Source organism: Deferribacter desulfuricans SSM1, from assembly GCF_000010985.1.
Lineage (GTDB): Bacteria > Chrysiogenota > Deferribacteres > Deferribacterales > Deferribacteraceae > Deferribacter > Deferribacter desulfuricans.
Genome location: NC_013939.1, coordinates 32,414 through 53,322, shown reverse-complemented (window position 1 = coordinate 53,322; position 20,909 = coordinate 32,414). Strand labels below are relative to the sequence as shown.

The window sequence follows — 20,909 nt, the reverse complement described above, 5'->3', positions numbered from 1 at the left end:
TTTCATGCCTTGCAAAGATTGAAAAATCAGACCTTTATAATTTACCAAATTAATTTTATACAACTACTACTGTCCAATTATTATATAACTACCTTGAGCTAATAAATTTCTGAAAAAAAAGAGTGCTTATGACATAAACACTCTTTTATATACTTAAAAAAAATTTTTACCTCTAATCAGTTTTACTGATTAGCACCACAACACTTTTTATATTTTTTCCCACTTCCACAAGGGCATGGATCATTTCTACCAACCTTAGGAGTGGCACGTTTTATAGGTTTCTTCTTCTCCTCTTTAGGTTGCTCATCACTAAAAATATCCCTTCTCTCTTCCTTAATATTTTTCTCTTCCTGTTTCAATTCAAGTTCTTCATCCCTTTCAACTTGAACATGAGACAAAAATTCAACAAATTCAAAAGATATCCTATTCATCATATCCATAAATAGGTTATAAGATTCCCTTTTGTATTCGATAAGTGGATCTTTTTGACCGTATCCTCTTAACCCAACAGAATCTCTTAGATAGTCCATATTCAATAAATGTTCCTTCCATCTATTATCAAGAATGTTAATAAGCAAAAATCTTACAAACCCATAATAATGCTCACCAATTTCATTTTTCTTCATCTCAATTTTTTCATTTATTTTTTGCAAAATAACCTTTTTATCCTCATCAATATCCTTTTTAGATTGCCTATCCGTTAAATCTATTTTGATATCAAAAATCTTCTCAATACTCTTTGCAAAACTTTCAAAATCAGGATCATCCGGAGCATCAATAAACTCTTTTATTAAACCATCAAGGACATTTTCAATATGTTCGTTGACAATGTCATCAAGATCTTTCCCTTCTAAAATTGTCCGTCTCAAAGTGTAAACGACCTGTCTTTGTTGATTCATAACATTGTCATATTCTAATAAATGCTTTCTTATTTCAAAGTGCATCGCCTCTACTTTTTTCTGAGCATTCTCAATCGCCCGAGAAATTAGAGGATGTTCTATTGGCTCGCCCTCCTTCATACCCAATTTGTTCATTATCGCAGAAATTTTATCAGAGCCAAAAATCCTGAGTAAATCATCTTCTAAACTTAGAAAGAAACGTGAAGACCCTGGATCACCCTGCCTACCGGCTCTACCTCTTAACTGATTATCAATTCTTCTTGATTCATGTCGTTCAGTACCAAGAATATGCAAGCCACCAAGCTCTGCAACACCAGGCCCAAGTTTGATATCCGTACCCCTTCCAGCCATATTTGTTGCTATTGTAACTGCTTTTTTTTCACCAGCCTTTGCAACAATCTGGGCTTCTCGCTCATGATATTTTGCATTTAAAACTTCATGTGGTATCCCTTTTTTCCTAAGAAGTTTGCTTAAATATTCAGATTTTTCTATAGAAGTAGTACCTACAAGCACAGGTCTACCAATAGAATGCATTTCTACAATCTCATCCACGATGGCATCATACTTCTCTTTTGCAGTTCTATAAATCACATCAGGAAAGTCTTTTCTTATCATCGGTTTGTGAGTAGGTATAACAATTACATCAAGACCATAAATTTCTCTAAACTCCTGCGCTTCTGTAGCCGCTGTACCAGTCATACCTGCAAGTTTCTCATACATCCTAAAATAATTTTGAAATGTAATAGATGCTAACGTTTGATTTTCACTTTCAATCTCTACACCTTCTTTTGCTTCCAAAGCCTGATGCAACCCTTCTGAGAATCTTCTACCAGGCATTAATCTACCTGTAAATTCATCAACAATAATAACTTTTCCATCCTGAACCACATAATCAACATCCCTTTTGAAAAGAGCATGAGCTTTAAGGGCGTTATTTACAAAATGAAGAGTATCAACATGCCTTACATCGAAAAGATTATCTATATTTAATGCTTTTTCTATCTTGTTAATACCAGAATCTGTTAACTTAACTGTTCTGCTTTTCTCATCAACGGTATAATCTTCATCCTTTTTTAAAACTCGAACCACTCTATCTATTTCATAATATTTATCAGTTCTTTCATCTGTAGGTCCGCTTATAATTAATGGAGTTCTTGCTTCATCAATCAATATACTATCAACCTCGTCAACTATTGCATAATGAAGGTCTCTTTGAACATAATCATTTATATCATACTTCATATTGTCTCTTAAATAATCAAAACCAAACTCATTGTTTGTCCCATAAGTAATATCAGCCTGATAAGCGGTTTTTCTATCGCACTCCACAAGTTTTGTTGTAAACTTTTCTTTATTATCCCATTCTACCAAATAAGATATTTCGTGCTGTATAACACCCACGGTTAAACCAAGAAAGAGATAAATTGGGGCCATCCACATGGCATCACGTCTTGCAAGGTAATCATTAACAGTAACCAAGTGAGCACCTTTTTCAGTTAAAGCATTTAAATACAATGCTAGGGTTGCTACAAGGGTTTTACCCTCACCAGTTTTCATCTCAGCAATTTTGCCTTTATGTAATACATAACCACCTAATATCTGAACATCGAAATGTCTCATATTCAAAGTTCTTTTACTAACTTCTCTAGTAACGGCAAAAGCATCAACTAAAATATCATCGAGAGTTTCACCGTTTTGAAGCCTTGATTTAAACTCATCCGTTTTTTTACTGAGCTCTTCATTAGATAAAGCTTGTATTTCAGGCTCTTTTGCGTTTACCTTTTCAAGTATAGGTCTTATTTTTTTTAGATATCTATCGTTATAAGAACCAAAAAGTTTTTTCGTTATAAATTCAATCATCTCACGCTCCTTTTGACATTATCCATCTTTTCCATTCTAGCAACAAGCCAGTATATTAAACCGAGAATAAAAATCGATGCAAGGACAAATATAGTTCCACTACCTGTTACTTCATGTTTTAAGGTTAATATAAGTAAGTCCCTTATAAACGCTATCAACGCTACCCCTATAAAAACACTTATTTTAAACTTCCCACCTTTTAATAGTTGTATTTCGGTATGTAAAAGTTCAATTAAAACCCATAAAATAAGTAAAGATCCCAGTGCTGTGATGAGCAATTTTCCACTTGAATGAGTATAAGCATCTACTAATTCTGTAAAAAATAATATTGTAGCATTAATAGTCAAAATCACTAATATCAAAACCAGCAATGAGTTCATAAAAAACATAAAACGCTCACTAAATGAGATAACCATCTCTCTTAGGGAAAATATAGATGTAAATTTTTTTATCTGTTCATCATGGTACGCCATATTCATTATCATTGCATTCATATCTATAGCCTTATGAACACTGATTAACACCTCTTTTCTTTTATAATCATCACTTAAAATCAAAAATATTTTTTCATGAAACCACCTTCTTAAAAAGCTAAACATCACATTTATAGCAGTTTCTTCTATTTTCAAATCGACATGCTTTTGACTTGCATTTATTAAAAATGTAAAATATTCGTTTGTAAAATCTGCGTTGAAAAAACGATCATACCAAACTTTGAGTTTATCTTTGTGAACTTCAAATTTTTCCTTTTCTATTCGCTCACTAAAATCAAATTTTTTATCCATATAATTATAAAAATCGTTCACAAAATCATCTTTAAACTTTAACATATCTTCTTTAATAGATCTAATATGCTCTATATCTTTTTTACTTAGTTCATAAAGAGGCGTAATCTTACGTAGGTTCATTGAAACCTCAAAAAGTTTATTTATTTTTATTAATTTTATTGTAAAATTTATATAGTATTTTATACTATTAAAGCAAGAGATTATTTTAGGGGATAAACTATGAGAACAGCTACATTAGAAAGAAAAACTAAAGAAACTGAAATAAAACTCACTATAAACCTCGATGGTAAAGGTGAATATGAAATAGAAACAGAAGTAGGCTTTTTTAACCATATGTTAGAGCTTTTCACACATCATTCAGCTATAGATTTGAAATTGAAAGCAAAAGGGGACACCCATGTAGATTATCATCATTTAGTAGAAGATGTGGGCATCCTTTTGGGAAAAGCGTTCTATCAGGCTTTGGGAGATAAAAAAGGTATAAATAGATACGGTTTTTCATTAATTCCAATGGATGAGGCATTAGTTGAGACCGCTATCGATTTCTCTGGAAGACCTTTTTTGGTATTCAATGCAGAATTTTATACTGAAAAAATTGGTGATTTTCATACAGAGTTGATAGAAGAATTCTTTCAAGCATTTACAAAAAATGCAAAAGTAACATTACATATAAATAAAAGGGATGGGAAAAATTCTCATCATATTGCAGAAGCTATCTTTAAAAGTTTTGCGAGAAGTGTCAAAGAAGCGATAAAAATAAATAACGATAAAATTTCATCAACAAAAGGGGTGTTAGAATAAATGATCGCTATAATAGATTATAACTCTGGTAACGTAAGGAGTGTTCAAAAAGCCTTTGAGTATGTAGGGTTTGATGCCATAATTACAAATGATAAAGAAAGAATAGATAGTGCAACACATATTGTATTACCTGGTGTTGGAGCTTTCGGAGATTGTTACAAAAACCTTGTGAATTTAGATTTAGTAGAAGTAATCCATGAAAACATTAAAAAGGGGAAACCTTTTTTAGGTATTTGTGTTGGGATGCAATTATTATTTGAGAAAAGTTTCGAATTTGGAATTTTTGAAGGGTTGGGCTATTTCAATGGTAGTATAAAAAAATTTCCTGAAGATATAGTTAAAGATGGCAAAAAGATACCTCATATGGGTTGGAATACAATAAATATCTTAAAATCTCATCCAATTATAAACGGATTGAAAAACGGTTCTTATTTTTATTTTGTTCACTCTTATTCTGCTCCAGTAATTGAAGATACTATAGCCACCTGCAATTACGGAATTGATTTTACAGCCATAACCGCAAAAGACAATATTGTTGCTACTCAGTTCCACCCAGAAAAAAGTGCTGAAAACGGTTTAAAAATAGTCAAAAATTTTGGGGAATGGAAATGTTAGTAATACCTGCTATAGATATTTTAGAAGGGAAAGTTGTGAGGCTAAAGCAAGGGGTAATGAAAGACTCAACAAAATATTTCGATAATCCTTTAGATGTTGCAAAAATGTTTCAGGACTTAGGAGCAAAACGAATCCATATTGTTGATTTAGATGGCGCAAAAGAAGGGACTACGGTTAATTTTGATATAATATCAAAAATCGTACAAAATACCAATCTTGAGATTGAGGTTGGTGGAGGTATAAGGAATTTTGAAAAAGCTGAAAAATATTTTAATTTAGGGATAAACTATATAATTATAGGCACTGCAGCTATAAAAAACAGAGAATTTACTAAAGAAGTTATCAATAAATATGAAAATCGAGTTATATTAGGCTTTGACTGTAAAGATGAAAATGTAGCAACAGATGGTTGGTATGAAAAAAGCGATGTGACAATCTTTGAAATTATCGATTATTATAAACGTCTCAAACCTCATGCTTTAATATATACAGATATCAGTAGAGACGGTATGCTAACCGGCTTAAACTTTGATATGTTGAAGAAATTAGCTAATTATTCTGAAATACCAATAATTGCGTCTGGAGGTGTAAAAGGGATAGAAGATATAATAAGACTTCAAGAAATACCTCGTATTTACGGATGTATTGTCGGTAAAGCCTTTTATGAAGGAAAAATAGATTTAAAAGAAGCTTTTAAATTACAAAATTAAGGAGTTTTTATGCACAAATTTTTAAAATGGATAGCAACAGGTTTTAATGTGGGTTTTGTTCCAAACGCTCCAGGAACATTTGGAACTCTTGTTGCAATCCCAATAGTTTTAATCACATTAAATTTTTCAATTTTTTTCAAGTTTTTGCTATTCATTGCAATGTTTATCATCGGTATAATTGCAAGCGAATATTATCAACACTATTACGAAAAAGAGGATCCTGCTGAAGTAGTGATAGATGAAATAGTTGCTTATTATTTCATAATGATTTTTGTCCCTTATAATTTATTAAATCTTATACTTGCCTTTTTCATTTTTAGATTTTTTGATATTCTTAAACCTTACCCCATCAAAAATGTTGAAAACAGTGTAAAGGGTGGGGTTGGAATTATGTTAGATGATATTTTGGCTGCAATCTACACTCTTATTATTATTTTGGTATTGAGGCTATTTATATGAATTGTGCAATATTTGCCATTGGAAACGAAATTTTAGAAGGTAGTATTACCGACACTAACTCTACTTATCTGGCAAAACATCTCACAGATTTAGGGTTTAAAATAGTTGAAATAAAGGCTCTACCTGATAATAAAGAGATTCTTGTAGATAATTTTACTTATGCACTAAAAAATTATGATCTCACAATTACCACTGGTGGACTCGGACCAACTTTTGATGACCTCACTGCTGAAACAGTAGCTTTAGCTGCAAATAGAGAATTTATATTTTATGAAGATGTTTACAAATCGATAGAAAATAAATTGGCTGTAAGAGGGGTCAAAATAAAAGAAAGCCACAAACATCAAGCTTACTTACCTAAAGATGCCATACTTTTTCAAAACGATAAAGGAACAGCTGTTGGTTTTTGTGTTGAAAACAGTGGAAGTTTGATAATTTCTTTACCAGGTATACCTTATGAAATGAAACATATGTTTGAAAATTATGTTGTCCCTTTCTTAAAAAATAGATTCGATTTAAAACCTATTTACAAAAAGGATTTAAAATTTATTGGTATCCCAGAATCTGATGTAGATGAGGCAATCATCAATACAGAGAAAAGCGATGATACAGAAGTCATTATCAATACTTCAAAAGGTATGATCATAGTCAGAATCAGAAGTTATAATTATGAAAAGCTTATGGCATTTGCTGAAAAATTAAAGGATAAATTAAACAAATTCTATTTTGGTGAAGATGATGACACTTTAGAATCAGTCATTTTAAAAAAGCTCATTGCTAAAAATATTACAATTTCCACAGCTGAAAGTTGCACAGGTGGCCTTATCGCTAAAAAATTAACAGATATTCCTGGTAGCTCAAAATCATTTTTAGGAAGTATCGTTTCCTATAGCAACGACGCAAAAAATAATATTTTGAATGTATCAAAAGAAACGCTGGAAAAGTTTGGCGCCGTCAGTGAAGAATGCTGTAAAGAGATGCTAACAGGTTGCAAAAAAATCTTCAATAGTGACATTGTCATTGCTACTACGGGCATTGCTGGGCCTGATGGAGGGACAAAAGATAAACCTGTAGGTACAGTTTTTGTAGGGATCAATATGAAAGATAAAGTTTTCATTAAAAAATATCTATTTAATGGTGACCGTGAAGCCATACGTGAAAGAACTGCTAATATTGCTTTTCGTAATCTATTGGAGCTTTTGAGTGAATGAAAATCTAAGACTTTTTATCGCAGTAAAATTTGATAATAAAGTAAACTCATTAGTAGAAAAGGTTACAAATAGCATCAAAGATTATGCAAAGATTAAACCTGTTGCTATAAATAATCTCCACGTCACTTTGGCCTTTTTAGGCTCACAGCAAAAAACTTATGTAAATAAAATAACCAATTGCCTTGATGCTATAAAATCTAAACCTATAACAGTTTATTTTGATAAATTCTCTTTTTTTGAAAGAAATAGCTCACCTACAGTCTTCTTTTTAAACGGATTTTCTGAAGAACTTGCTAATCTCACAAAAAACTTAAGAAACTGCCTAAAAAAAAATCGTATAACTTTCGATAATAAAAAATTTATAATACATCTAACAGGAGCAAGAATAAAAACTGTGTTTAACAAAAAACGCTTATATGATTTTATAGATAAAATAAATGAAAATTTTAAAAAGATATCATCTCAGGTAAATGAAATCACACTATTTCAAAGTACGCTTACAAAAGAAGGTCCAATTTATTCACCACTTTATATAAAAAAATTATCCCAGGAGGAAACAGATGGATGAAAATAAGAAAAAAGCTTTAGAGCTCGCAATGAGCAAAATTGAAAGAGATTTTGGTAAAGGCGCAGTTATGCGACTTGGTGATAAAGCGATAGAAAAGCCGCCAGTAATACCTACAGGTGCTTTATCCCTCGACATTGCACTTGGAGTAGGTGGTATTCCAAGAGGTAGAATAACCGAAATATATGGTAGTGAATCAAGTGGTAAAACAACTGTTGCTTTACATGTTATCGCAGAAGCTCAAAAAATGGGTGGGGTAGCTGCATTTATAGATGCAGAACATGCACTGGACCCTGTCTATGCAGAAGCAATCGGAGTGAATACCGACGAACTTCTCATCAGCCAACCGGATAGCGGTGAAGCTGCTTTAGAAATAGCTGAAACTTTAGTCAGAAGTGGAGCTGTAGATGTTGTGGTAGTAGATTCTGTGGCCGCTTTAACTCCAAAAGCAGAAATTGAAGGGGATATGGGTGATGCCCATATGGGCCTTCAGGCAAGACTTATGAGTCAGGCACTTAGAAAATTAACTGCTATTGTTAATAAATCAAAAACTGCTCTGATATTTATAAACCAAACAAGACAAAAAATAGGAGTAATGTTTGGCAATCCAGAAACCACAACAGGTGGAAATGCTTTAAAATTTTATGCTACAATTAGAATAGAAATTAGAAGGACATCTTCATTGAAAGATAAAGATCAGGTTGTAGGTAATCAGGTTATCTGCAAAGTAGTAAAAAATAAAGTGGCTCCACCATTTAAGCAAGCAGAATTTGATATATTATTTGGAGAAGGGATCTCTAAAGAAGGCGTACTAATTGATATGGGGATAAAAGAAGGGTTAATAAACAAAGCAGGTGCTTGGTTTAGCTATGGGGATATAAGGCTCGGACAAGGTAAAGAAAATGCAAGGAGCTATCTAAAAGAACATCCTGAAATAGCTCAAGAGATAGAAGAAAAAATCAGATCAAAATATGGGTTAGCAGAAAACATATCTGGAGAGAATAAATCATGATCCCTTTAAATGAGGTTTTGAAAAAAGCTATACAAAAACGCGCTTCAGATATTCATTTTAAACCGGGTAAACCACCTGTTTTTAGAATTGACGGTGAATTAATGCCCCAACCTGAATTTAACAAATTAACACCTGAAGATACATTGAAAACTGTTGCAGCAATTATGCCAAATCAGATTAAAGCAAAATTTAAAGAAACCCACGAAGCAGATTTCTCTTATAGTGCTAAAGGGCTAGGTAGATTTAGGGTAAATGCTTACATCCAAAGAGGATCTGTAAGTATAGTCATGAGATCCATACCTGTGGAAATACCTAATATTGAAGAGTTAAATTTGCCAGAAGTGATCAAAAAAATAGCATTAGAAGATAGAGGGTTGGTACTTGTTACAGGGACAACTGGTAGTGGTAAATCTACAACTCTAGCTGCAATGATTAAGCATATAAACGAACATAAAAGTGTAAATATCATAACAATTGAAGACCCCATAGAATTTTTACACAAAGATGTAAAAGCTCTTATTTCACAAAGAGAAGTGGGGACAGATACCACTTCTTTCTATGAAGCATTAAAAAGGTCTTTAAGACAGGACCCCGATGTTATACTTGTGGGTGAAATGAGAGACTTAGAAACTATAGAAACATCAATATTAGCTGCAGAAACAGGCCATCTCGTTATGTCAACTCTACATACCATAGATGCTCCAGAAACAATAAACAGGATAATCTCGGTATTCCCCCCTTATCATCAAAGGCAGGTTAGAATGCAACTTGCTTCAATTTTGAAAGCTGTAATTTCAATGAGGCTTATTCCAAGAGCTGATGGAAAAGGTAGAGTCCCTGCTGTTGAAGTTCTTATAAACACACCAACAATCAGAGAATGCATTATAGATAAGGAAAAAACCCATCTTATAAATGATTATATTGAAAAAGGGCGCGATGTTTACGGTTCTCAATCCTTCGACCAATCACTGTTTGATCTATATAGTAAAGGATTAATCACATTTGATGAAGCAATCAGAAGAGCTAAAAGACCAGATGATTTCAAGCTCAAAGTAAAGGGTTTTACCAGTGATACCGGATTAGATTGGGATGATAGTAATGAAAAAGAGGAGTAGCACACCTGAAAAGTATATTTTTAATTTATTAGCTAAAAAAGATTATACAAAATATGAGTTAACCCAAAAATTAAAAAACAAATTTGGTATAAATACAGAAGAAATTAATAACATATTGCAGAGATTAGAAGAGTTACAGCTAATAGATGACAATAGATTTAAATATAGATTTATATTAAACAAGTTATTAAATGGGGATGGTCCTTACTTAATCCAACAAAAGCTCCAACAAAAAGGGATTTCTGTAGAATTAAACGATATCGAAGATATAGCTATTAAAGAGGGTATATCGTTAGAAAAAAATGCTAAAAATTTAATTTTGAAGAAAACTTCTTTAATAAATGAAACAGATAGATTAAAATTAAAAAAAAAAACTTTTTGAATTTTTGATAAGAAAAGGGTATGAATACCAACTCGCTAAAAAAATAGTTACGGAGGTAATAGATGAAAGTAATTTTTCTTAAAGATGTAAAAGGGGTAGCAAAAGCTGGCGAAATAAAAAATGTAAAAGATGGTTATGCTAGAAACTTTTTATTTAAGAAGAACCTTGCTGTAGAAGCAACTCCCGCTAATATAAAAAAGTTAGAAGAGAAAAAACTCAGGATGCAAGAAGCAGAAATACAAAAGCAACAAGATGCTGAAAACTTAGCAAAAAAACTAAACGAAGTAGTAGTAAAACTTTCCAAAAAAGCTGGAGAAAATGGGAAACTTTTTGGAGCTGTAACAGCTGCTGAGTTAGAAGAAGAGCTAAATAAGCTTGGTATTAAAATAGATAAAAAACAGATAGACTTACAAGAACCTATCAAACAAACTGGTGAATATAATGTTAAGATAAACTTATACAAAAAAATAAAAGGTGAATTTAAGGTTATAGTAGATGCAGAAAACTAATTTTAGAACCCCTCCTCACAACTTAGAAGCTGAGCAAGGGGTATTAGCCTCAATACTTATAGACGAAAAAGCTCTCGATAAAGTTATACACCTTTTAAATGCTGATGATTTTTATCATCCTGCTCATAAACTAATATTTTCAACATTAATTAAATTAGCTCAAGAAAACAAACCTTTAGACATAGTAACACTGATATCTAAGCTAACAGATGAAAACAAAATTGAAGAAGCTGGTGGAATAGATTATATCAGCTCACTTACAGATATCATACCAAATGCTGCCAATGTTGGATACTATGCGACAATAGTAAAAGATAAAGCATTACTTAGAAATTTAATCGAAATAAGTGGTAAAATAAGTTCAAAAGCATATGAATTTTCTGGTGACATCACTGAACTATTAGATGAAACAGAAAAAGAGATTTTTAAGTTAGCAGAATATAAGTTAAAGGGTGATATTCGACCACTTTCTGAACTTATATCCGAAAGTTTTGAGCTCTTACAAAACCTATACGAAAAAAAAGAAGATATTATAGGTATTCCATCAGGTTATACAGATCTGGATAAATTAACAAACGGTTTTCAAGACTCTGATTTAATAATTGTGGCTGGTAGACCCGGTATGGGTAAAACTGCTTTTGCTTTAAATATAGCACTAAATGCAAGCTATCGATTTGATAAATCTATTGCAATCTTTTCATTAGAGATGTCAGCAAATCAGCTTGTCCAAAGGTTACTTGCTACTGAGGCCAAAATAGAGTCATCAAAACTCAGAAGCGGTAAACTAAACATGGAAGAGTGGAACAGACTTGCCTCAGTCGGGGGGGAATTAAATGATTTAAAACTTTTTATTGATGACACTCCAGCTATTTCTGTTATGGAACTTCGAGCAAAATGTAGAAGATTAAAAAAAGAACATGGTCTTGATATGGTGATAGTGGATTACCTACAACTTATGTCAGGAAGTAACGTAGATTCGAGAGAGCAGCAAATATCAGAAATTTCTAGATCTTTAAAAGCTCTTGCTAAAGAGCTTAATATACCTGTCATTGCATTATCACAGCTCAATAGAAGTGTAGAAAATAGAAGTGACAAAAGACCACAACCATCAGATCTTAGAGAATCTGGAGCAATAGAACAGGACGCTGACCTAATAATATTTTTATATAGGGATGAGGTCTATCATAAAGATAGTAAATTTCAAGGGCTATGTGAAGTTATTGTTGCAAAACATAGAAATGGGCCTACAGGCAGTGTATATCTTGCCTTTCTTAAAGAATTTACAAGGTTTGAAAATGCAGAGCTCAGGACTGTATAGATTTGTATACACTTTTTACATTTTCATGTTTATGGTTTTATACACCACAAAAATACTAAAAATCGACAACTATATTTTAGCTGAATTATCAATGTTTTATTTATTATCGATATTTAACTTGACTATGGCACCATCTTTGCTATAAGTAGTTTGGTTTTTTTGGAGGTAAATATACAATGTATCAAACAACAATAAAAGATAAATTGATTTTTAGTGGTAAAGGGTTACACTCTGGAAAGTTCGTTAAAGCTGTTGTTTATCCAGCTTTGCCAGATAACGGGATAACAATAAGAAGGGCTGATATCCCTGGGAGTGAACCAATAAAATTAAACCCTTACAATGTTGTATCTACCGTTTTAGCAACAACTGTAAACTGTGGAAATTATAAAATTGCCACTGTAGAGCATATTCTCTCTGCAGTTTATGGGCTTGGGATAGATAATATTCATATTGATGTTTATGGTGAAGAGCTACCAATATTGGATGGAAGTGCAGCTGCTTTTGTAGATCAATTTATAAATGTAGGAATAAAACAGCTTAAAAAGAAAAGAAAATATCTTAAATTTACAAAAAGGATAAGAATCGAAAAAGGGGACAAATGGATAGAGCTCATCCCTTCTCGTTATTTCAAAGTAACTTTTGGGATTAATTTTGACAACAAATTGATAAATGAGCAGAAAAAGTTTTTAACTCTTACTCCTGAAACTTACGCAAAAGAGGTTGCAAAAGCTAGAACTTTCGGATTTAAAAATGAAGTTGAAATGTTATGGAAAATGGGATTAGCAAAAGGTGGTTCTTTAGAGAATGCAATAGTTATCGATAAAGATAAAATCTTAAATGAAGATGGTCTAAGATACAACGATGAATTTGTAAGACACAAGATTTTAGATTTAATAGGTGATATTTCCTTAATTGGTTATAGATTTTATGGTCATATCAGAGCATATAAATCAGGACATGAATTAAATAATTATTTTGCAAAGACTTTATTAGAATCAAAAAGCTGCTATAAAGTAGTAGAGCTAGACGAACAATACAACTTTAATCCATATAAATCATTAGTTTTAGAACCACAGGGGACATAAAAATTATTTGGGAGCCTTGCTCCCACCTTTATATTCTTAATTCAAAATAAATGTTTTTTCTCACTAAATTGCTTATCTAGCATTCACAACGACTAATTTTCTAGTCATTGCGCGCAACAAAAGTTACCAAAGCAATATAGCAATAACAGTTCAATTATAAATATATTAAACTTTTGTGTGGCACCTTGATCCTTTTATTCAGTAATCCAAAAATAATTTTTTATATATTTAATTTTTTATTGACTTTTTATAACTTGGGTGTTACCAACAAAAGCAAAGGTAACACTACGTTGGGGGGATAAAATGAGATTATTTATGCTTCTATTAATTACCCTATTTTCACTAAACGTTTATGCGCATTTTCAGGTGATCTTGCCAGATAATGACATTATTTCTTCATCAAAATCATCTAAAGTGAAGTTAAAATATCTTTTTATGCACCCATTTGAGCAAAACTATATGAACATGGAAAAACCTATTGATGCAGGTTTTTTCTTAAACGGTAAAAGATATTCAATCTTAAACAATCTTGTAAACGTTAAAATAAAAAGCTTTAATGCTTGGAAAACAGATTATAGAATAAAAAGACCTGGTGATTATATATTTTTTGTAATTCCGAAACCATATTTTGAACCTGCTGAGGAAAAGTTTATTCAACACATAACCAAAGTAACAGTAAACGCTTTCGGATTACAAAACGGATGGGATAAACCTGTGGGATTAAAGGCAGAAATAGTACCTCTCACCCGACCTTACGGTTTATGGGTTGGGAACTGTTTTAGAGGAATTGTTTTAAAAGATGGTAAACCAGTACCTAATGTTGACATAGAAGTAGAATTATATAATGACAAAGGGGTAAAAGCTCCAAGCGATCCTTTCATAACACAAGTTATAAAAACTGATAAAAACGGCATTTTTACTTACTCTTTCCCTTTTGCTGGATGGTGGGGGTTCTCTGCACTATTAGAAGGGGATAAACCGATTAAAAAGGATGGAAAAGAATACCCTGTTGAACTTGGGGCGGTTTATTGGTTAAAAGTTTACGAACCTAATAAGTGATAAAGTATGCATATCGCAGACGGTGTTTTAAGTAAAACAGTTGTTATAGGTGCAGATATTATAATAGCTGCACCTATAATTTTCTCTTTAATTAAAATAAGCCACAAAGAAATACCAAAAACTGCACTACTTTCCACTCTCTTTTTTATAGCATCTTTTATACATATCCCCCTTGGCCCCACATCAGTTCATTTAATTATGAATGGACTGATAGGGACTTTATTAGGCATCCATTCTGCAATAGCTATTTTAGTAGCATTATTTTTACAGTTTTTACTCTTTGGTTATGGTGGATTAACTACTTTAGGTGTTAACACTTTAAATATGTTTTCTGGTGCCCTCATTGCTTACTATATTTATAGAAGGAATAATTTAACAGGATTTTTAGCTGGTTCTTTATCTGTACTTGTTTCTTCTATAATGTTGGCATTATCTCTTGCTTTAAGTGGTAAAAACTTTTTAGAAATAGCATATTTATCTTTCCTGGCACATTTGCCTATAATGATAATAGAAGGATTAATAACCATGTTTGCATTAAATTATCTAAAAAACCAGGGGATTATTTAATATGAAAAGGATCACTTTAATAACTTTAATTTTTCTATTTTCTTTAGTCAGTATAAGTTTTGCACATAAACTAAACGTTTTCGCATATATAGAAAATGGTAAGATAAATATATCGTCATATTTTGTTGATGGCACTCCATGCAAAAATTGTACTATAACTCTTTACAAAAATAACAAAGAAATTTTTCGAGGTAAAACTAATAGTGAAGGGGAGTTATTAATAGAAAACAAATGGAATATGCCAATTAAAATAACATCAGAAGAAAGTCTTGGGCATAAAGGTGAATTCGTATTAGAAGGTGAACAAGTCAATGAAAACAAAGGATCTGAAGCTATTCACGATAATTATTCAAAAGATATTAATCTATCAATTTCACGAAAAATGATAGAAGATATAGTCAAAGCTGAAATAGAAAAATCACTAAAACCTTATAAAATATATATGGGCATTGCAACCCTTTTAGGATTTTTTGGGATATTGATGCTTTTTAAAAAAAGATGAATATTAACTTCTTGCTACTTTCTTTAATATTTTATGCTTTCACATTATCTTTTACAAAATCATTTAATTACTTACATTTACTACCTATTCTATTACTAATATTTTTCAATTTTGAAAAACTAAACATGAAAAAGTTACTGATAAATCTCATCAAGTTAAATTTATTCATCATTATGATATCCTTATCAGTTATCCTTTTCCACAAAGATTATAAAACAGCTATGTTGTTATTTTATAGAGTAAATCTTATTTTAATTTTTAACCTGATTATAATAAATAGCTTTACGAACGAAGAAATTTTTATCAACTTAATACATCTTAAAATACCTTGGAAAATAAAATCGATCTTAATATTTTCATTCAAATATATTGATATTTTATTAAAGGAAAAAGAAATACTGGATGATGCCCTTAAAATGAGGCATTTCAAAGGGAAAACAAACCTTTTTTCATATAAGATTATCGCTTTTATTTTAGGTGCATTAATCAATAGGACAATAAATAAAGCAAATCTTCTCCAGGATGCTTTGACAATGAGATATTTTAATGGAAAATTTTCTACACTAACACTATGTAAATCAGGTTGTAAAGATTATATAATTATGCTTGCAACATTCACAATATTTGTTTACGGTTTATTACCAAGATGAGCTGCTCGTTAAAATTAACAAATATAAGTTATAAAATTAATGATGAATATCTTTTTGAAAACATAAATTTTCATCTAAAACATAAAGATAAAATAGCAATTATTGGGCCAAACGGTGTAGGGAAAACAACTCTTTTAAAAATAATTTCTGGGCTTAAAAAAGCTGAAAGTGGCGAGATAGAAATTTTTCATGAAAAAATAGTTACCGAAAAAGATTTTGAACGAGCCAGAAAAAAAATCGGATTTCTTTTTCAAAATCCTGATGACCAACTGATTCTGCCAAATGTAAAAGATGATATTGCTTTCGGCCTATTTAATCTAGGCTTTGTCAAAAATACAATACAACAAAAAGTAGAAAATATGATAAATAAGTTGCAAATAAACCATCTATCTAACAAAATTACTTTTAAACTCTCAGGTGGTGAAAAAAAACTAGTGGCTTTAGCAGGTATTTTAGTATGCGAACCTGACATCTTATTGTTAGATGAACCTTCAGCTGGACTCGATAATAAAAGCATGGAAAGAATAGGGGAGATTATCAAGGAGTTAGATAAAACAGTCTTGATAGTTTCTCATAATTTAGAGTTTGTAAAACAAATCACCAGTAAGATCTACCATCTTACTCAATCTGGCTTACATGAAGTAAAAAATTTAAAATGAAGGATGTTGCACAATAGATCTATTTTTTGATATCGAAGTAGTTTTGAGATCGCTTCGTCAGCTTACGCTTCCTCGCGATGCCCCAAAATTGCTGTCATTGCGAGCGTTAGCGAAGCAATCTGAGGTGTTTAAGCAATTATTATTGTGCAACACCCTAGAGTCAATAAAGTATTCTTAAAAAGTTGTACTGATTTATTTCACTACACTTTGAACTATTTTACTTTTTTTTCTTTTTATCTTTTTTTGATTTTTTGTCCTCTTTGTATCGATCCTCGATACTACATGCAGTAGCCCCTCAGCCACCACCTTTTGAAAAACTCAAAAAAACAATAACCAGAACAAAAAGGATTAAACCAATGTATTCACTAATCCCCATTATTCACCTTCACTTTGTATTTTTCTCCATTTATCGTTAATATAACAAAAGTTTTATCTTTGTCCATCAAATTTGATCCTGCAAAATATAAATCTAGCTGTTTAGAAAAACCATCTAACTGAATATTTATTTTATTACCCAAAAACTTACCTTTTTCAAAAACAGCAATTGCTGGATAAACATCATAAGGATCTAAATTCCACTTAAGTGTTATTAGCCCCTCAGAGACGATTTCTATATCTGTAAGCAAACCCACTACATTCTCAAAACTTACAATAATAAGTTCATCTTTTTTCCCATCTTTTGTTATTTGATTTTTAAAACTAACAATATCTTTGTTAGTGTGAGAAAAGTAACTGTTAATTTTACCCGCCTGAAGATTTATATTATCATCATATTTAACAAGAACAATTTCACTATTTTCCACATTTAAGTCTCTCAACTCTTCTGGTATAACCACAATATATTTTCCATCACCCACGTTATCTTTTGAGATAGATAATGTCGCAAAGTTATCAATTATTTTAAAATAATCTATTAAATCGTATAGTATATAATTTAAAGATTCTACACTCCCAGAATATAAAGGAATTTTTGCCCCTTTTTCATTAAAAGGAAATCTTATCGTCAGACTTTTTAAAAAGTAATCCTTTTTAATTTTACTGCAATCCAGGTAAAGCATATTTAACGTTTTCTCTTCTTGTAACTCATTAGTGGACTCTACTATTTGACCTTCCAAATCGCCTTTAAACTTTAAAATGTCGCAATATTCAGATAATTTTGATGCTGTCTTTTCTGTTTTTGTTAAAACAACGCCACTTACAACCCCTTTTTTCCCTTTTAGATTCCAGGAGCCTTCAACATCTCCACTGCCTTTTATTTCAAAATCTATTCCCAGCATACAGTCGTTAAAAACCCCTTCACCACATTTTAATAAAAAAGAGATTCTGTTTTCATGTTTACTAAAATTATAGGTATTAATCAGTTTATATGAATTATCAACTTTTATAAAAACACTTTTATTTTTAGCATCAATCAAGAAGTTTTGATATAGGTTATTGTTAATTAATTTTATATAAACTAACGGATTAACATTCTTATCTTTCAAATCAATCTTTTCCAAAAAAGTTTTAGTTTTTATTAATTTATATTGCTTTTTACCTAAATCTAACTTGAGACGGAAAAAACCATTTTGATCTGTTTTGGCTACTAATCCCAAATTTTCAACTTTAATATTAACATTATCGATAGGCTTTTCTTTATAATCAAAAACATACCCATCAATTTCAATATTATTTTTTAAACTATTACCAATGTTAATCTCTTTCTTTTTTGAAATATAACCATCCTTAATAAAGGTCAAAGTTACTGTATCAGACAAATAATGTGTCAAGTTATTATAAATAAATGAATTGATGCTCTTTTCTAAATAATCTGCAAAATCAACCAAAGCAAAGCCATCATCTGATTTTATCTTAACTAAAAAATTATTCATCACAAAAAGAAGTGTATAGTTAGCATTAAATCCTTGACCAATTTTATCTGCAAAAATAACCCCTTTATCCCCTACAGCTATATCTTGTTTGTATAAGCTATTTATACTTTTCAATAAATTTTCGTATATTTCATTGGCAATTAATCCATTTTTGCAAAAATACAAATCCACATCTACTTTAAATACTTTTTTCCTTTTTATGTCCAATATTACAGTTTCATTATCACCAAAATATGTATATTTTTTGTTAAGCCTATAACATTGATTGCTTTTCTCTTCAATAAACGCCGTAGTCAGCCACCTATTTTCACCACCTTCAAGTTTTGAAATATCAGGAAATAACCTTTTAATAGGTTGGCTGTTATCTCCAAAAGCAGAGTTGAAAATTATAAGCAGTAGTAATGTTATTTTTATATAAGGTTTAATCATAACTCCCTAACTTAAATGAATATCTCACCAGCAGCGTAATCTTCGATCTGGAAAATTAAACTATTGTTTTGTCTTTTTAATGAAAGATTTACATCTGAAATACCAAAAGGGATCTCTTTTTGATACATTATTTTTATTTCTTTGATATTCTTTTTAGAAAATTCATATACTGCATCCTCAATAAATTCAAAATATACTGAATTATTAAGATGTTTATTTCTATCAAAATCCCTATATCTCAATGTGTATCTCTTCTCAAAAACAGTTTCACCATCTTTTGAAACTTTAAATTTATATATATCAGAATCCATAGAATCTACATTTTCGACGGTATATCTATTTACAATTTCATCACTCACTCTTATAGGTTTTTTCTTGTTTATATCTATCAAAAGCCAAACACTACATCCTGTAATTACAGTTTCATTATTAATAATCATTTCATAATCTCTAAAGGCAAAATACCCTTTAGCACCTTTACTCCATGTAATAAATTCATAATTTTCATATAGAGTAGGGTATCTATTTATTTTCAGATGTAATTTTTGCAAAACCCAAGTTAACCCTTTTTCAACAAAAAAATTATTGGTATAGCCCACATTATCAGAATGCAAAGTAGCTGCTTTTTGTTGTAACCTTGCAAGGGTGCTTAAAAGGATTTTATTGTTTAAATCTATATCATTGTAATTAACAGTTGAATTTATTTTGAATTTCATATTAAATTAATATATAATATTTTTATAATTTGCAACAACAAGGGATAAAAATGGACAACTTTTATTTGTACCTCTCTGACGAGTTGAAAAATGAAATAGAACTAGAGTTAAACCGGTTAAAGGAAGAGTCAAACTCAAAAGCGGTTTTTTTACTAGATAAAAATGGCCAGATAATATCAAACAGTAAAAACACTGATGAATACGATAAAGACTCACTTGGAGCCTTAATTGCAGGAAATGTAGCAGCTACTGGAGGATTGGCCAAGCTGCTGGGGGAAAAAGAGTTTTCCATACTATTTCATGAAGGTGAGAATGAACATATACATATCAATTTAATAGATAAAAAATTTATTCTAGTCGTTATTTTTGATGAAAGTACCTCTTTAGGTTTGGTAAGGCTTAGAGTAAAAAAGACAATTGCAAATTTATTAAAACTTATAAACAAAATGAAAGAAAACAATAAATCTGAAAATCTTGAAGATATTTTTAGTGATATAAATGAAGAAGATATAGAAAAACTTTTTAAAGGTGAAAAATAATGTCTTTTATAAATTATTCAACCAAAGAGATTAATTGTAAAATTGTATATTATGGACCTGGTCTTTGTGGAAAAACAACAAATCTTCAATATATTTACCAGAAAACAGATCCTAAAATGCGCGGAAAGATGATTTCATTAGCGACAGAAGTAGAAAGAACATTATTTTTTGACTTTATGCCTCTAAAACTTGGTACTATCAAGGGTTTTAAACTTAGGTTTCATTTATACACAGTTCCTGGACAAATATTTTATGACGCAAGTAGAAAACTGATTTTAAAAGGTGCAGATGGAGTTGTTTTTGTAGCTGATTCACAGGTTGATAGAATGGACGCTAATCTTGATAGTTTTGATAATTTAAGAGATAATTTACAAGAACATGGATATGACCTGGATACAATCCCTTTAGTATTACAATATAACAAGCGGGATCTACCAAATATAGTGCCTGTTTCCGAATTAGAAAAAGCTTTAAATTATAGAAACGTGCCATCTTTTGAAGCAGTTGCAATAAAGGGTATTGGCGTTTTTGACACATTAAAAGCGATTGTAAAAGAGATAATATTCAAATTAAAAAAATAATTACAAA

The 20,909-nt window shown here is 30.9% G+C and carries 23 protein-coding genes; 19 read left to right on the top strand and 4 right to left on the bottom strand.

Features of this window, described 5'->3' with window-relative positions:
- Window positions 1–182: 182 nt before the first annotated feature.
- Both secA and DEFDS_RS00225 read right to left on the bottom strand, forming a co-directional pair.
- On the bottom strand, window positions 183–2,759 hold the full coding sequence (secA, locus tag DEFDS_RS00230) for a preprotein translocase subunit SecA (protein ID WP_013006806.1): 2,577 nt from the start codon (window positions 2,757–2,759) through the stop codon (window positions 183–185).
- Window positions 2,756–3,667, bottom strand: coding sequence for a phosphate-starvation-inducible PsiE family protein (locus DEFDS_RS00225; protein WP_013006805.1), 912 nt, complete (start codon window positions 3,665–3,667; stop codon window positions 2,756–2,758). Before DEFDS_RS00225 ends, secA begins: the two co-directional genes overlap by 4 nt.
- Before the next feature lie 99 nt (window positions 3,668–3,766).
- On the opposite strand from DEFDS_RS00225, the gene hisB reads away from it, so the two are divergent.
- From hisB to DEFDS_RS00140, 17 genes are all read left to right on the top strand, one after another.
- The gene (gene hisB / locus DEFDS_RS00220; RefSeq protein WP_013006804.1) at window positions 3,767–4,348 is read left to right on the top strand and encodes an imidazoleglycerol-phosphate dehydratase HisB; all 582 of its coding nucleotides are present in this window, start codon (window positions 3,767–3,769) and stop codon (window positions 4,346–4,348) included.
- Window positions 4,349–4,963 (top strand): imidazole glycerol phosphate synthase subunit HisH, encoded by a 615-nt coding sequence (gene hisH, locus DEFDS_RS00215; RefSeq protein ID WP_013006803.1) that lies wholly within the window; start codon window positions 4,349–4,351, stop codon window positions 4,961–4,963.
- Window positions 4,957–5,673 (top strand): 1-(5-phosphoribosyl)-5-[(5-phosphoribosylamino)methylideneamino]imidazole-4-carboxamide isomerase, encoded by a 717-nt coding sequence (gene hisA / locus DEFDS_RS00210; RefSeq protein ID WP_013006802.1) that lies wholly within the window; start codon window positions 4,957–4,959, stop codon window positions 5,671–5,673. The genes hisH and hisA overlap by 7 nt, the downstream gene beginning before the upstream one ends.
- A 9-nt stretch (window positions 5,674–5,682) precedes the next feature.
- A complete protein-coding gene (locus DEFDS_RS00205) occupies window positions 5,683–6,132 on the top strand; it encodes a phosphatidylglycerophosphatase A family protein (RefSeq protein WP_013006801.1) in 450 nt (149 codons plus the stop codon).
- Window positions 6,129–7,343, top strand: a complete 1,215-nt coding sequence (locus tag DEFDS_RS00200; RefSeq protein WP_013006800.1) for a competence/damage-inducible protein A — start codon at window positions 6,129–6,131, stop codon at window positions 7,341–7,343. Before DEFDS_RS00205 ends, DEFDS_RS00200 begins: the two co-directional genes overlap by 4 nt.
- A complete protein-coding gene (thpR, locus tag DEFDS_RS00195; protein WP_013006799.1) occupies window positions 7,336–7,911 on the top strand; it encodes an RNA 2',3'-cyclic phosphodiesterase in 576 nt (191 codons plus the stop codon). The genes DEFDS_RS00200 and thpR overlap by 8 nt, the downstream gene beginning before the upstream one ends.
- Window positions 7,904–8,920, top strand: coding sequence for a recombinase RecA (gene recA / locus DEFDS_RS00190; protein WP_013006798.1), 1,017 nt, complete (start codon window positions 7,904–7,906; stop codon window positions 8,918–8,920). Before thpR ends, recA begins: the two co-directional genes overlap by 8 nt.
- On the top strand, window positions 8,917–10,035 hold the full coding sequence (locus DEFDS_RS00185; protein WP_013006797.1) for a type IV pilus twitching motility protein PilT: 1,119 nt from the start codon (window positions 8,917–8,919) through the stop codon (window positions 10,033–10,035). The genes recA and DEFDS_RS00185 overlap by 4 nt, the downstream gene beginning before the upstream one ends.
- A complete protein-coding gene (locus DEFDS_RS00180; RefSeq protein WP_013006796.1) occupies window positions 10,019–10,417 on the top strand; it encodes a regulatory protein RecX in 399 nt (132 codons plus the stop codon). Before DEFDS_RS00185 ends, DEFDS_RS00180 begins: the two co-directional genes overlap by 17 nt.
- Window positions 10,418–10,479: 62 nt before the next feature.
- Window positions 10,480–10,926: a 50S ribosomal protein L9 gene (gene rplI / locus DEFDS_RS00175; protein WP_013006795.1), complete on the top strand. Its 447-nt coding sequence runs from the start codon at window positions 10,480–10,482 to the stop codon at window positions 10,924–10,926.
- Window positions 10,913–12,244 carry a replicative DNA helicase gene (gene dnaB / locus DEFDS_RS00170; protein WP_013006794.1) on the top strand — a complete coding sequence of 444 codons (1,332 nt, stop codon included), beginning with the start codon at window positions 10,913–10,915 and terminating at the stop codon, window positions 12,242–12,244. Before rplI ends, dnaB begins: the two co-directional genes overlap by 14 nt.
- Window positions 12,245–12,420: 176 nt before the next feature.
- Complete coding sequence (lpxC, locus tag DEFDS_RS00165) at window positions 12,421–13,329, top strand: UDP-3-O-acyl-N-acetylglucosamine deacetylase (RefSeq protein ID WP_013006793.1); 909 nt, start codon at window positions 12,421–12,423, stop codon at window positions 13,327–13,329.
- A 303-nt stretch (window positions 13,330–13,632) separates the two neighbouring features.
- Complete coding sequence (locus DEFDS_RS00160) at window positions 13,633–14,388, top strand: DUF4198 domain-containing protein (protein WP_013006792.1); 756 nt, start codon at window positions 13,633–13,635, stop codon at window positions 14,386–14,388.
- 6 nt (window positions 14,389–14,394) lie between these two features.
- On the top strand, window positions 14,395–14,955 hold the full coding sequence (gene cbiM, locus DEFDS_RS00155; protein ID WP_013006791.1) for a cobalt transporter CbiM: 561 nt from the start codon (window positions 14,395–14,397) through the stop codon (window positions 14,953–14,955).
- A 1-nt stretch (window position 14,956) separates the two neighbouring features.
- Entirely contained in the window at window positions 14,957–15,457 is a 501-nt protein-coding gene (locus tag DEFDS_RS00150) for a hypothetical protein (RefSeq protein ID WP_013006790.1), read from the top strand.
- On the top strand, window positions 15,454–16,107 hold the full coding sequence (locus tag DEFDS_RS00145) for a cobalt ABC transporter permease (protein WP_013006789.1): 654 nt from the start codon (window positions 15,454–15,456) through the stop codon (window positions 16,105–16,107). Before DEFDS_RS00150 ends, DEFDS_RS00145 begins: the two co-directional genes overlap by 4 nt.
- Window positions 16,104–16,766: an energy-coupling factor ABC transporter ATP-binding protein gene (locus DEFDS_RS00140; RefSeq protein WP_013006788.1), complete on the top strand. Its 663-nt coding sequence runs from the start codon at window positions 16,104–16,106 to the stop codon at window positions 16,764–16,766. The genes DEFDS_RS00145 and DEFDS_RS00140 overlap by 4 nt, the downstream gene beginning before the upstream one ends.
- A 365-nt stretch (window positions 16,767–17,131) precedes the next feature.
- On the opposite strand, the gene DEFDS_RS00135 is transcribed toward DEFDS_RS00140, so the two are convergent.
- Window positions 17,132–19,066 carry a hypothetical protein gene (locus DEFDS_RS00135; protein WP_013006787.1) on the bottom strand — a complete coding sequence of 645 codons (1,935 nt, stop codon included), beginning with the start codon at window positions 19,064–19,066 and terminating at the stop codon, window positions 17,132–17,134.
- Between the two features lie 11 nt (window positions 19,067–19,077).
- The gene (locus DEFDS_RS00130) at window positions 19,078–19,782 is read right to left on the bottom strand and encodes an acyl-[acyl-carrier-protein] thioesterase (RefSeq protein WP_013006786.1); all 705 of its coding nucleotides are present in this window, start codon (window positions 19,780–19,782) and stop codon (window positions 19,078–19,080) included.
- Between the two features lie 50 nt (window positions 19,783–19,832).
- Here DEFDS_RS00130 and DEFDS_RS00125 point away from each other — a divergent pair, with 50 nt between their 5' ends.
- Both DEFDS_RS00125 and DEFDS_RS00120 read left to right on the top strand, forming a co-directional pair.
- A complete protein-coding gene (locus DEFDS_RS00125) occupies window positions 19,833–20,321 on the top strand; it encodes a roadblock/LC7 domain-containing protein (RefSeq protein ID WP_013006785.1) in 489 nt (162 codons plus the stop codon).
- On the top strand, window positions 20,321–20,902 hold the full coding sequence (locus tag DEFDS_RS00120) for a GTP-binding protein (RefSeq protein ID WP_013006784.1): 582 nt from the start codon (window positions 20,321–20,323) through the stop codon (window positions 20,900–20,902). The genes DEFDS_RS00125 and DEFDS_RS00120 overlap by 1 nt, the downstream gene beginning before the upstream one ends.
- Window positions 20,903–20,909: the final 7 nt, after the last annotated feature.

What these genes read in the sequence shown, in the direction of transcription:
- secA (WP_013006806.1), bottom strand. Translation starts at nt 2,759, where the DNA reads ATGATTGAATTTATAACGAAAAAACTTTTTGGTTCTTATAACGATAGA.
- DEFDS_RS00225 (WP_013006805.1), bottom strand. Translation starts at nt 3,667, where the DNA reads ATGAACCTACGTAAGATTACGCCTCTTTATGAACTAAGTAAAAAAGAT.
- hisB (WP_013006804.1), top strand. Translation starts at nt 3,767, where the DNA reads ATGAGAACAGCTACATTAGAAAGAAAAACTAAAGAAACTGAAATAAAA.
- hisH (WP_013006803.1), top strand. Translation starts at nt 4,349, where the DNA reads ATGATCGCTATAATAGATTATAACTCTGGTAACGTAAGGAGTGTTCAA.
- hisA (WP_013006802.1), top strand. Translation starts at nt 4,957, where the DNA reads ATGTTAGTAATACCTGCTATAGATATTTTAGAAGGGAAAGTTGTGAGG.
- DEFDS_RS00205 (WP_013006801.1), top strand. Translation starts at nt 5,683, where the DNA reads ATGCACAAATTTTTAAAATGGATAGCAACAGGTTTTAATGTGGGTTTT.
- DEFDS_RS00200 (WP_013006800.1), top strand. Translation starts at nt 6,129, where the DNA reads ATGAATTGTGCAATATTTGCCATTGGAAACGAAATTTTAGAAGGTAGT.
- recA (WP_013006798.1), top strand. Translation starts at nt 7,904, where the DNA reads ATGGATGAAAATAAGAAAAAAGCTTTAGAGCTCGCAATGAGCAAAATT.
- DEFDS_RS00185 (WP_013006797.1), top strand. Translation starts at nt 8,917, where the DNA reads ATGATCCCTTTAAATGAGGTTTTGAAAAAAGCTATACAAAAACGCGCT.
- DEFDS_RS00180 (WP_013006796.1), top strand. Translation starts at nt 10,019, where the DNA reads ATGAAAAAGAGGAGTAGCACACCTGAAAAGTATATTTTTAATTTATTA.
- rplI (WP_013006795.1), top strand. Translation starts at nt 10,480, where the DNA reads ATGAAAGTAATTTTTCTTAAAGATGTAAAAGGGGTAGCAAAAGCTGGC.
- dnaB (WP_013006794.1), top strand. Translation starts at nt 10,913, where the DNA reads ATGCAGAAAACTAATTTTAGAACCCCTCCTCACAACTTAGAAGCTGAG.
- lpxC (WP_013006793.1), top strand. Translation starts at nt 12,421, where the DNA reads ATGTATCAAACAACAATAAAAGATAAATTGATTTTTAGTGGTAAAGGG.
- DEFDS_RS00160 (WP_013006792.1), top strand. Translation starts at nt 13,633, where the DNA reads ATGAGATTATTTATGCTTCTATTAATTACCCTATTTTCACTAAACGTT.
- cbiM (WP_013006791.1), top strand. Translation starts at nt 14,395, where the DNA reads ATGCATATCGCAGACGGTGTTTTAAGTAAAACAGTTGTTATAGGTGCA.
- DEFDS_RS00150 (WP_013006790.1), top strand. Translation starts at nt 14,957, where the DNA reads ATGAAAAGGATCACTTTAATAACTTTAATTTTTCTATTTTCTTTAGTC.
- DEFDS_RS00145 (WP_013006789.1), top strand. Translation starts at nt 15,454, where the DNA reads ATGAATATTAACTTCTTGCTACTTTCTTTAATATTTTATGCTTTCACA.
- DEFDS_RS00140 (WP_013006788.1), top strand. Translation starts at nt 16,104, where the DNA reads ATGAGCTGCTCGTTAAAATTAACAAATATAAGTTATAAAATTAATGAT.
- DEFDS_RS00135 (WP_013006787.1), bottom strand. Translation starts at nt 19,066, where the DNA reads ATGATTAAACCTTATATAAAAATAACATTACTACTGCTTATAATTTTC.
- DEFDS_RS00130 (WP_013006786.1), bottom strand. Translation starts at nt 19,782, where the DNA reads ATGAAATTCAAAATAAATTCAACTGTTAATTACAATGATATAGATTTA.
- DEFDS_RS00125 (WP_013006785.1), top strand. Translation starts at nt 19,833, where the DNA reads ATGGACAACTTTTATTTGTACCTCTCTGACGAGTTGAAAAATGAAATA.
- DEFDS_RS00120 (WP_013006784.1), top strand. Translation starts at nt 20,321, where the DNA reads ATGTCTTTTATAAATTATTCAACCAAAGAGATTAATTGTAAAATTGTA.